The sequence below is a fragment of the Nocardioides rubriscoriae genome (genome assembly GCF_008087085.1).
Classification (GTDB): Bacteria; Actinomycetota; Actinomycetes; order Propionibacteriales; family Nocardioidaceae; genus Nocardioides; species Nocardioides rubriscoriae.
This window is the reverse complement of sequence record NZ_VIYJ01000013.1, coordinates 47607-57399: the sequence shown is the minus strand read 5'-3', so window position 1 is coordinate 57399 and position 9793 is coordinate 47607. Positions and strand designations below refer to the sequence as shown.

At 71.9% G+C, this 9793-nt stretch carries 12 protein-coding genes; 7 read left to right on the top strand and 5 right to left on the bottom strand.

Going from position 1 to position 9793, the window contains the following annotated elements; translation table 11 throughout:
* Nucleotides 1–163 precede the first annotated feature (163 nt).
* Nucleotides 164–718 (top strand): hypothetical protein, encoded by a 555-nt coding sequence (locus FZC61_RS20845; RefSeq protein WP_148616107.1) that lies wholly within the window; start codon nt 164–166, stop codon nt 716–718.
* 23 nt (nt 719–741) lie between these two features.
* Here the strand turns inward: FZC61_RS20845 and FZC61_RS20840 are convergent, their stop codons facing one another.
* Nucleotides 742–1134 carry a DUF4446 family protein gene (locus FZC61_RS20840; RefSeq protein WP_148616106.1) on the bottom strand — a complete coding sequence of 131 codons (393 nt, stop codon included), beginning with the start codon at nt 1132–1134 and terminating at the stop codon, nt 742–744.
* Between the two features lie 182 nt (nt 1135–1316).
* Here FZC61_RS20840 and FZC61_RS20835 point away from each other — a divergent pair, with 182 nt between their 5' ends.
* From FZC61_RS20835 to FZC61_RS20815, 5 genes are all read left to right on the top strand, one after another.
* On the top strand, nt 1317–2522 hold the full coding sequence (locus FZC61_RS20835; RefSeq protein ID WP_148616105.1) for an arginine deiminase: 1206 nt from the start codon (nt 1317–1319) through the stop codon (nt 2520–2522).
* Nucleotides 2523–2645: 123 nt separating this feature from the next.
* Nucleotides 2646–3023 carry a Crp/Fnr family transcriptional regulator gene (locus tag FZC61_RS20830; protein WP_148616104.1) on the top strand — a complete coding sequence of 126 codons (378 nt, stop codon included), beginning with the start codon at nt 2646–2648 and terminating at the stop codon, nt 3021–3023.
* Between the two features lie 107 nt (nt 3024–3130).
* Entirely contained in the window at nt 3131–4012 is an 882-nt protein-coding gene (locus tag FZC61_RS20825) for an adenylate/guanylate cyclase domain-containing protein (RefSeq protein ID WP_246142832.1), read from the top strand.
* Between the two features lie 34 nt (nt 4013–4046).
* Entirely contained in the window at nt 4047–4976 is a 930-nt protein-coding gene (locus FZC61_RS20820; RefSeq protein ID WP_211357371.1) for an NAD-dependent epimerase/dehydratase family protein, read from the top strand.
* Complete coding sequence (locus FZC61_RS20815) at nt 4973–5668, top strand: phosphatase PAP2 family protein (protein WP_148616102.1); 696 nt, start codon at nt 4973–4975, stop codon at nt 5666–5668. The genes FZC61_RS20820 and FZC61_RS20815 overlap by 4 nt, the downstream gene beginning before the upstream one ends.
* 20 nt (nt 5669–5688) lie before the next feature.
* Here the strand turns inward: FZC61_RS20815 and FZC61_RS20810 are convergent, their stop codons facing one another.
* From FZC61_RS20810 to FZC61_RS20800, 3 genes are read right to left on the bottom strand one after another with little or no spacing between them, the layout of a single operon-like run.
* Complete coding sequence (locus FZC61_RS20810; protein WP_148616101.1) at nt 5689–6624, bottom strand: DUF5926 family protein; 936 nt, start codon at nt 6622–6624, stop codon at nt 5689–5691.
* Between the two features lie 11 nt (nt 6625–6635).
* Nucleotides 6636–7415, bottom strand: a complete 780-nt coding sequence (locus FZC61_RS20805) for a glycerophosphodiester phosphodiesterase family protein (RefSeq protein WP_148616100.1) — start codon at nt 7413–7415, stop codon at nt 6636–6638.
* A gap of 35 nt (nt 7416–7450) precedes the next feature.
* The gene (locus FZC61_RS20800; RefSeq protein WP_148616099.1) at nt 7451–7705 is read right to left on the bottom strand and encodes a hypothetical protein; all 255 of its coding nucleotides are present in this window, start codon (nt 7703–7705) and stop codon (nt 7451–7453) included.
* Nucleotides 7706–7763: 58 nt separating this feature from the next.
* On the opposite strand from FZC61_RS20800, the gene FZC61_RS20795 reads away from it, so the two are divergent.
* Nucleotides 7764–8633, top strand: a complete 870-nt coding sequence (locus FZC61_RS20795; protein WP_148616098.1) for an Fpg/Nei family DNA glycosylase — start codon at nt 7764–7766, stop codon at nt 8631–8633.
* Between the two features lie 269 nt (nt 8634–8902).
* On the opposite strand, the gene FZC61_RS20790 is transcribed toward FZC61_RS20795, so the two are convergent.
* Complete coding sequence (locus tag FZC61_RS20790; protein WP_170286205.1) at nt 8903–9598, bottom strand: DUF4396 domain-containing protein; 696 nt, start codon at nt 9596–9598, stop codon at nt 8903–8905.
* Nucleotides 9599–9793 lie beyond the last annotated feature (195 nt).

Sequence of the window (9793 nt, the reverse complement as noted above, 5' to 3'; positions counted from 1 at the left end):
CGAGCGGGCGCCACCTCGTCGGCTTCACCTCGGCGGCGACCTCGACACCGACCTCGGCACCGACCCCGGATGGCCGATCGGAAGGGGTGGGGGGTCGAGATGACCATGCCGGTCGACCCGCACGGCGGCTGTGGGCGGGCCGGCGACCGACCAGACTGGTCGCATGGTGACCACCCGCATGCACCCCGTGCCCCGGCACGGGCCGGCCGACGGCGCCCGGGCCGCCGCTCTGGTGTTCGGTGCACGGGGTCAACAGCAGTGGGAGCGGGCCAATCGGCAGGGCCTGCTCGCCGTCCATGCGTTCGTCGGCGTCTTCGCGGGTGGGCTGATCCTGCTCAACGGCGGTGCCGGCGTCTTCGACGAGGCCGGGATGTGGATGCGGCCGCTCACCGGCTCGCTCGCCCTCGGCGGCGGGGCGCTGCTCATGGCCGGGATCACGCGGCAGCGCGCGATGCGGCTCGAGGTCGCCGGGCTGGTGGTGCTCGCGATCTGGGACCTCACCATGACCGCCGGCTTCGTCGCCGCGGCCGCCGCGTCCCACGACGTCGCGATGACGTGGCCCTGGGAGATGATCAGCGACGCCTCGAGCGTGCGGCTCTACCCGATCGTGCTCTACGTCGGGCTGTTCGTGCTGATGTGCGTGCACCTCGCCACGCTGCGCCAGGTGCGCCGCGTCGACGTACGCGGCCGGATCACCGTCGCGCGACCGGCGGCCTGACGCCGCGTCAGCCGGTCGGCCCTTCAGGCACGGGCCTGGGCGACCGCCTCGTCCTCCTCGGGCGAGAGCTGCTGGTCGCTGGTCCAGGCGCTGATGCTCTTGGCGTAGGTCCGGGCCTCGCTGCGCCCGTGGATCGAGCTGATCACGACCCCGTCGCCGCGGTCGTCGAGCAGGGCCAGGCTCCACGACAGGTGGCCGCCCATGTCGCCGAACGCGTCGTAGCGGACCACGGCGAGGTGGCGCAGGCCGTCGCCGGCCTCGGCGCGCAGGGCCGCGACCTCGCGTCGTAGGCCGAGCAGGTCCGACGGCAGGTCGGAGCCGTCGGAACGCCGGTGCGTCCGACGCAGGGTGACGACGGCGATCCCCACGGCGGTCGCCGCCAGCACCAGGGCGAGGACGGACAGGACGGCGGGCACGGCCCCCACGGTAGGCGGGCCCGAGACCCGGCCGGGCCAGGCGCACCGCAGGCCGCCCCGGGCCGGGACAGTCCCTGACGAAAATCAACGATCTCGCGTCCGGGACCTTGATCTTCGTCGGGGACTATCCCGACGAGGTCGCAGAATTGTCTGACAATCTTGGGAGTCACTAGGCTGCGGCCATGGCTCATGGTGCGGACAGCGAGGTCGGACGACTCAGGACGGTGATGCTCCACCGCCCAGGACCCGAGCTCAGCCGGCTCACGCCGCGCAACAACGACCGGCTGCTCTTCGACGGCATCCCGTGGGTCGCTCGCGCGCAGGAGGAGCACGACGCGTTCGCGCAGGCCCTGCGCGACCGCGACGTCGAGGTCCTCTACCTCACCGAGCTGCTCACCGAGACCCTCGCGCACGACGACGCCCGGCAGGCGGCGATCGACACCGTGCTGGGCGACCTCGACCTGGGCGACACGATGCGCCACTACCTGCGCGGCTTCCTCGGCGACGCCACGCCGGCCGACCTCACGACGTACCTCACCGCGGGCATCCGCAACGACGAGGTACGCGGCGGCTTCGGGCTGGTGACCTCGCTGCTGGCCAGCGACGCGTTCCTCGTCGACCCGCTGCCCAACCTGCTCTTCACCCGCGACTCCTCGGTGTGGGTGCGCGACCGGGTCGCGATCACCAGCCTCGCGATGCCGGCCCGCAAGCGCGAGACCCAGCTGACCGAGCTGATCTACACGCTGCACCCGCGCTTCGTCGGCTCCCCGCGGATCCACGGCTCCCACTACGAGCACGTCGAGGGCGGCGACGTGTTGCTGCTGAGCCCCGGCGTCGTCGCGGTCGGCGTCGGCGAGCGCACCACCCCCGCCGGCGTCGAGCGGCTGGCCCGTCAGGTCTTCGACCAGGACCTCGCCCACACCGTGCTCGCGGTCCCGATCGCCCAGGAGCGGGCGACCATGCACCTCGACACCATCTGCACCATGGTCGACGTCGACCTCATGGTCGTCTACGAGAACGTCGCCGACTCGCTGGTCGCCTACGCCGTCACGGCCCAGGGCCAGGACGACGACGGCGCCCTGCACCTCGACGTGGCGCCGGCCCGCCCGTTCCTCGAGGCCGCCGCCGACGCGATGGGCGTCGCCAAGGTGCACCGCATCGCCACCGGTCTCGACCCCGTCGAGGCCGAGCGCGAGCAGTGGGACGACGGCAACAACACCCTGGCCCTGGCCCCCCGCGTCGCGGTCGCCTACGAGCGCAACCACGGCACCAACGCCCGTCTCGAGGACGCCGGCATCGAGGTCGTGCGCATCGCCGGCTCCGAGCTGGGCTCGGGCCGCGGCGGCCCGCGGTGCATGAGCTGCCCGATCGAGCGCGACCCGCTCTAGCCGCTGCCGACTCGGCCGAGCGCCGGACACGGTGGACACCCGTCGGTAACCTCGGCCAGGATCGACCCGCTCCCTCCACCGTGCAGCACGACCGCACCACCACCGGCCAAGGAAGGCTGACCCATGGCTTCGTTCTTCGACTCGTTCACGTCCAAGGAGATCGCGCAGATCAGTGCGCACGGACGGCGGGTCAAGCTGCCCCAGGGCTGGTCGCCGATCTGGGAGGACACCCCGGCCGACAAGGCCTACATCCTGCTCGAGGGCACCGTGTCGGTGCGCCGCGACGGCCAGGAGATCGCCCAGCTCGGCGCCGGTGACATCGTCGGCGAGGCCGCGATCGTCGGTCACACCCTGCGCACCGCCTCGATCGTGTCCCTGACGCCGCTGGTGGCGATCCACTTCACCGACGACGACATCAACGAGCTGCTGTCGGAGATGCCGTCGTTCCGCGACAAGCTCACCGCCGTCGTCGAGGCCCGCATGAAGGGGACCTCGAGCTGAGCGACGACGACCCGCTCGACCGGCTCGACGCCTACCTGCTCGGTGAGGCGCCGGGGCTCACGCGCGAGCAGGTCGTCGCGGCCTCCGGTGTCCCCCTCGAGGACGCCGTGCGCCTGTGGGCACTGCTCGGCTTCGCCCAGGTCGCCGACGACGAGGTCGTCTTCACCCAGGCCGACGTCGACGCGCTGCGTGCCGCCCAGGACCTCGTCGAGCTCGGCATCCTGTCGGCCGAGCGCCAGGAGGCGCTGGTGCGCACCTGGGGTCGCAGCTTCGCCCGGCTCGCCGACTGGCAGACCAGCCTGCTCGCGACGGTCGCGCTCGAGAGCGGCGCCGACCTCGACGAGAGCATGGCCGCACTGGCCTCCGAGGTCGTGCCGCGCGTCGAGGCCCTGCAGAGCTACGTGTGGCGCCGTCACCTGGTCAGCGCCGGTGCGCGCCGGCTCACCAGCGCCGACCCGACGTCGAGCGGCTCGGCGCCTCTGACCGTGGTCTTCGTCGACATCGTCGGCTACACCTCGCGCAGCAAGTCGCTGACCGAGCACGAGCTGGTCGAGTGGATCGAGCGGTTCGAGAGCGAGACCACCGCCCTGGTCGCGGCCCAGGGCGGCCGGATCATCAAGAACATCGGCGACGAGGTCCTCTTCGTCGCCGACGACACCCGCGCCGCGCTCGACGCCGCCCTCGAGCTCTGCCGGCGCGGCTCCGGCGCCGACGACCCGTTCCCCGAGGTGCGGGCCGGGCTCGCGCACGGCGAGACCGTGCGCCGCCTGGGCGACGTCTACGGCGAGACCGTCAACATCGCCGCCCGGCTCACCTCGGTGGCCCGCCCCGGGACCGTCCTGGTGGATCGCGGCGCCTACGAGGCGCTCACCGGCACCTCCGAGGACGACGACGTGCACCACCCCGACTTCCAGTTCCGCCGGCTCAAGCGGCTCTCGGTCAAGGGCTACTCCCGGCTGGCCGCCTGGGCGGTCCGGCCCCGCACCTGACGCCGGCACCCGACGGAAGGATTCGGCGGCCCCGATGGTTGTCACCCGAATGCGCATCTTCTTCACCGGGGCCAGCGGCAAGGCCGGCAAGCACGTCGCCACCCACCTCGCCGAGCAGGGCCACCAGGTCACCAACGCCGATCTCGTCCCCCTGGGCCACCCCGACGTCGCCGACCTGCGGGTCGACCTGACCGACGCCGGCGAGACCTACTCGGCCATGGCCGGGCTGGCCACGTTCGACGAGCTCGAGCTCGCCGAGCAGCCGTCGTACGACGCGGTCGTGCACTACGCCGCCGTGCCGCGGATCCTGCTGACCTCCGACGCCCGCACCTACGCGACCAACGTGCTCAGCACCTTCAACGTGCTCGAGGCGGCCACGCGGCTCGGCATCCGCAAGGTCGTCTTCGCCTCTTCGGAGACGACGTACGGCATCTGCTTCGCGCAGGGCGAGCGCACGCCTCTCTACCTGCCGGTCGACGAGGAGCACCCGACGGTCCCCGAGGACGCCTACGCGATGTCGAAGGTGGCCAACGAGGTCACGGCCCGGTCCTTCCAGGCCCGCACCGGCGCCGACGTCTACGGCCTGCGCATCAACAACGTCATCGAGCCGCACGAGTACGCCGAGCAGTTCCCCGCCTTCCTCGCGGACCCGGCGCTGCGCCGGCGCAACGTCTTCGCCTACATCGACACCCGCGACCTGGCCCAGCTGACCCAGCGCTGCCTTTCGACCGACGGTCTCGGCTACCAGGTCTTCAACGTCGCCAACGCCGACCTCTCGGTCGCCGCGACCAACGCCGAGGTGCGCGACCGCTTCTACGCCGGCGTCGAGGTACGCCGCGAGATGGGTCGCGACGAGACCTTCTACGCCATCGACAAGGCGCGGGACCTGCTCGGCTACGAGCCGCGACACTCCTGGCGCGACGTGTTGGCCGACCCCGGCGCGGGTGGCACGCTCTCCTCGTGACCCCCGACGCCTCGTGGCGCACCCGTGCGCTGACCCTCACCGTGGCCTGGGTGGTGGTCCTGGGCCTCATGCTGCTCGTGGGCCAGCTCCTGACGGGCCCCCTGGAGAGCAGCGTCGGCGGCTGGGACGACGACGTCGAGCGCTGGCTCGCCGACCACCGGACCGGCGGCCTCGACACCGCCGCGTCGGTCGGCACCTTCCTCGCCAACACGGTGTTCGGCCTCGCGCTCGGGGTCGTCGTGGCCGTCGCGGTGTCCGTGTGGCAGCGCTCGCTGCGCCCCGCGCTCTACGTCGTGGTGCTGCTGGCCGGCGCGTTCGCCCTCTACGTCGCCTGCACCCAGCTGGTCCCGCGCGACCGGCCCCCGGTGCGGATCCTCGACCCCGGCCTGGTGCCCGACCACAGCTTCCCGTCAGGGCACACGATCACCAGCGTCGTGGTCTACGGCGGCACCGCGCTGCTGCTGGCCCACCTCGCGCCCGCCGCGCGCCGCTGGCTCGTCGTGCTGCTCCTGGTCCCGCCGGTCGTCGCGGCCTCCCGTCTCTACCAGGGCGCCCACCACCCGACCGACGTGCTCACCGCGCTGGTCCTCGCCAGCGTGTGGCTGGCCGTGGTGGCCCGGGTGCTGCTGCCACTGGTCGAGCCGCGGTCGACGAGCACCGACGAGGCCCGTCGGGGGTCTGTCCCCGCCTGACCGACGCGCCGAGGCCTAGGTCACCGGATCGTGACCTGTCGGTTGGCGAGCCCCGAGCGCGTGGAGCGCTCCTCGGACGTCAGCGGGGTGTCGTCGGCCATCGCGGCGTCGAGGGTCTTCTTGAACTCAGCGGCCGGCTCCTCGAGCACGGCGGCGCCGGTGCCGAGGGGGAGCTCCCAGACCGGGGCGAGCAGGCCGTGGGCGCGGAACATGCCGATCAGGCGCGCCTCGGGCACGATCGCGTCGCGGCCGGAGGCGTGCAGGCGCGACAGGGCGTCGAGCAGCGCATCCTCGGGCTCGGGCATCACCCAGCGCAGGAACTCCTTGGTGCCCATGTCGGTCCAGTACGCCGCCTCGACCGAGGTGAGCCGGGTCGTGGGCGACGCGCCCTCGTTGGCCTGGGCCATGGCGTCGGCGAGCTCCTCGCGCTCCTCGACGTCGGCGAGCCAGAAGTCGTAGCCCTCGTGGACGGTGACCTCGAGGGTCTCGTCGGCGACGAGGTCCTGCAGGCGCGGGCCGGGGCCGGGCGGCGTGGTGAGCCCGATGACGCCGGGCTCCTCGGCGGCCAGGGCCGCCTCGAGCACGGCGGCCAGGTCGCGCGACGGGTCACCGAAGGAGTGCTGCACCTGCAGGCCGATCCAGACCTGGCCGCTCTCGCGCGACATCGCCGGGCTGGCGCCGGGCAGCATGGTGCAGACCTGGACGACGCGGTCCTCGTGGCCCTTGATGGTCAGCGGCGCCGTGGCCGCCGGCACCAGCTCGCGCAGCGCGACGATGTCGCACTCGCCGGGCAGGCCCTCGAAGGGCCGCGCGACGAACACGTCGCCACCGCCGGGCGCACCGTGGCAGGCCTTGTAGCGCTTGCCCGAGCCGCAGGGGCAGGGCTGCCGGGGGCCGACCTCGCCCTCGGCGAGCGGAGCAGCGTCACGGGCCTTGGTGCGGGACTTCTTCGCCATGGGCAAAGAACCTACCGACCGAGCTGCTCCAGGACGTAGGCCGGGCGGTCGGTGATCACGGCCTTGACCCCCGCGTCGAGGCAGAGCGTGAGGTCGCGGTCGGTGTTGACGGTCCACACGTGCATGTCGCGGCCGCTCTCGGTGATCCGACGGGCGAGCCTCTTGTGCTCGCGCAGCAGGTCGATGCCGGGGCCGACGATCCAGTCGGGACCGATGACGCGGCGCAGCATCGACCAGTACTGCACCTTGTCGACCAGCTGCACCAGCTGGACGCCGGGCGCCGCTCGCTCGACCCGCTGCAGGGCAGTGAAGGAGAAGCTCATCACGCGCACCGGCGAGCCCGGCTGGTCCCAGCCGAAGTCGGTGAGCATCTCGACCAGGCGCCGCTCGACGAGCCCGCCGTAGCGCGTGGGGTGCTTGGTCTCGATCGCCACCTCGACCCGGCGGTCGTAGTCGGCGACGGTCTCGAGCAGCTTGCGCAGCGTCAGCACGCCGTCGAGGGTCTCGTCGCGCTCGGGCGCCTCGTCGTCGAGCTCGGCCCAGGGGTTCTTCCACGCCGCGAAGTCGAGCTCGTTGAGGTCGGCGAGGTCCATCGTCGAGACCAGGCCGGGCTGCTGCGCCGTACGCAGCAGGGTTCGGTCGTGCACGCAGACCAGGTGCCCGTCGGCGGTCAGCCGTACGTCGCACTCGAGGCCGTCGGCGCCGACCTCGAGAGCGGCCAGGTAGGCGCCGAGCGTGTGCTCGGCGTTCTCGTGGCTGGCACCCCGGTGGGCGACGACCTGCGGCGTCACGTGGAGCAGTCTGCCCCAGGACGGGCAGGGGCGGGTCAGGCGGTCCGGGCCGCGCGGGTCGAGGCGCGGGTCGAGGCGAAGGAGAGGTCGAGCCCCTCGCGCAGCAGCGCGATCAGGTCGGGCACCTCGTCGATCGCCAGGCGGAACGTCGCGGCGCAGACGTTGTCGCGCCACAGCGACAGCACGCAGACCTCCGCCTCCTGGTGCCAGGACACCCGCAGCGCGCGCTCGCCACCGCGGGGGTCGAGGAAGATCGCCCCCGGCGAGCTCAGGGCACGCGCAGCCGTCATCAACCCATGATGCGCCGAGCCGGTGCCGTTGTCAGCCGTGACGCCTAAACTCGCAGCCATGCCCGAGCTGCCCGAGGTCGAAGCGTTGGCCCTCGACCTGCGCGGCCGCCTCGACGGTCACGCGATCGCGGCGGTCCACCTGGCGGCGTTCAGCGCGCTGAAGACCTACGACCCGCCGGTCTCCGCGCTCAGCGGCCTGCTGGTCGACGACGTGACGCGCCACGGCAAGTTCCTCGACATCGAGGCCTCGGGCCTCCACGTCATCTTCCACCTCGCGCGGGCCGGCTGGGTGCGCTGGAAGGACGAGGTGCCGGCGCTGCCGCCGCGCCCCAGCAGCAAGAGCGGCCTGGCGGTGCGCATCGTGCTCGACGACGACAGCGGCCTCGACGTCACCGAGGCCGGCACCAAGAAGTCGCTGGCGATGTACGTCGTCCGCGACCCGCTCGAGGTGCCCGGCATCGCCAGCCTGGGCCCCGACCCGCTCACCGACGACTTCACCCCCGACGTCCTGCGCGCGATCCTGGAGCGCGAGGGCCGCAAGCAGATCAAGGGCGTGCTGCGCCACCAGGGCACCATCGCCGGCATCGGCAACGCCTACTCCGACGAGATCCTGCACACCGCGAAGATGTCGCCCTACCGGCCGGCCAGCGCGATCGTCGAGGCCGGCCAGGTCGAGATGCTCCACGCCGCGATCCGCACCACCGTCGGTGACGCCGTCGACCGCTCCCGCGGTCTCGCGGCCAGCGAGCTCAAGGGCGAGAAGAAGAGCAACCTGGCCGTGCACGGCCAGACCGGCAAGGCCTGCCCGGTCTGCGGCGACACCGTGCGCGAGGTGTCGTTCGCCGACTCGAGCCTGCAGTACTGCCCGACCTGCCAGACCGGCGGCAAGCCCTTGGCCGATCGCAGGATGTCCAAGCTGCTCAAGTGACTGAGGTGGTGGCCAGTCACCCTGGTTGAGCATCGTCACTAGATCTGCGCGCGTGCTGTGGTTCGCCCTGGTCAGCGGCTTGGTCACTCTGGTTGAACACCGCTTTCGCGAGATAACCACGTGAGGTGAGCCGCGGGGCCCTACCCGTCTGGTTCTCCTGGACCGTCGTCCTGGTGCGCTGCCATGGCGGGTTGAGCAGCGGCAGCGCACCAGGCGGGCCTGCTCGTTCAGGCCGGTGATGTCAGGCCGGTGATGTCAGGCCGGTGATGTCAGGCCGGGACGACGGACTGGTTGCGGCTCAGGAGCCACTTCACCGCCGGGTAACCCGTGGCGAGGCCGACCAGGACACCGACCTGCATGAGGAACCAGAACGTGGCGTCGCTGACCTCGGGCATGGCGTCGTTGACGTACAGCAGGAGCATCCACCCGACCATGCCGATGTCGAAGGCCGCGACGGTGGCGACGGCGGCGAACACAGCGGCTCCAGCGGTGAGCCGGGTGCGGCCTGCCGAGCGGCCGGCGAGGCGCTCGTGGACGAAGAGCATCACGGTGACCAGCACGGCGATGACAAAGATCATGGGCCACATCGCCATGCCAGCGATGGTCCAGCCGATGGCAGCAACGAAGGGGACGGCGACGAGGTGCGCGACTGCTGATGCGCCCCCGCCGGGCAGTACCGCAACGACCGCGGCGTCGGTCTTGTCGGCGTCGGTGTGAGCGGTCGTGTGGGTGGCGGTGACCGTGCTGCCCGTACTGACGCTTGTGCGTCCTCGACTCACGTAGACGGGGATGGCGAACGGGCCGAGATAGAGCCCGGTGGTGATCCACACCAGTTCGGAGGCGGTGTCGGGGTGGCGCCGTCGTCCCAGATAGATGTCGGCCGCGATGACGGCGGTCGCAATGAGGGCGAGGGTGATGTAGGTCCAGGCGACGGGGGTGAGCCAGCCGGGGATTGCGGAACCCATGCTCATGTTCATGGTGGCGTTTGGTCCTTTGCGGAGTGGTTGGCCCTGTCGACGCACGCGTGTTGCCCAACAGCGTGGACGCTGCTGGCGGGCGTGATTCGACCGGGCGACGTCTGGGACGAGCGCACCAGGCGGTGCGCTGGTTGGCGGTGGGCTCGGCGCAACACCGCGAGATCACGGGCTCAGGGGAGGAGT

Coding starts and splice junctions, on each gene's coding strand:
- FZC61_RS20810 (WP_148616101.1), bottom strand. CDS start 6,624: ATGGCGAAGAAGTCCCGCACCAAGGCCCGTGACGCTGCTCCGCTCGCC.
- FZC61_RS20830 (WP_148616104.1), top strand. CDS start 2,646: ATGGCTTCGTTCTTCGACTCGTTCACGTCCAAGGAGATCGCGCAGATC.
- FZC61_RS20800 (WP_148616099.1), bottom strand. CDS start 7,705: ATGACGGCTGCGCGTGCCCTGAGCTCGCCGGGGGCGATCTTCCTCGAC.
- FZC61_RS20845 (WP_148616107.1), top strand. CDS start 164: ATGGTGACCACCCGCATGCACCCCGTGCCCCGGCACGGGCCGGCCGAC.
- FZC61_RS20795 (WP_148616098.1), top strand. CDS start 7,764: ATGCCCGAGCTGCCCGAGGTCGAAGCGTTGGCCCTCGACCTGCGCGGC.
- FZC61_RS20835 (WP_148616105.1), top strand. CDS start 1,317: ATGGCTCATGGTGCGGACAGCGAGGTCGGACGACTCAGGACGGTGATG.
- FZC61_RS20790 (WP_170286205.1), bottom strand. CDS start 9,598: ATGGGTTCCGCAATCCCCGGCTGGCTCACCCCCGTCGCCTGGACCTAC.
- FZC61_RS20820 (WP_211357371.1), top strand. CDS start 4,047: ATGGTTGTCACCCGAATGCGCATCTTCTTCACCGGGGCCAGCGGCAAG.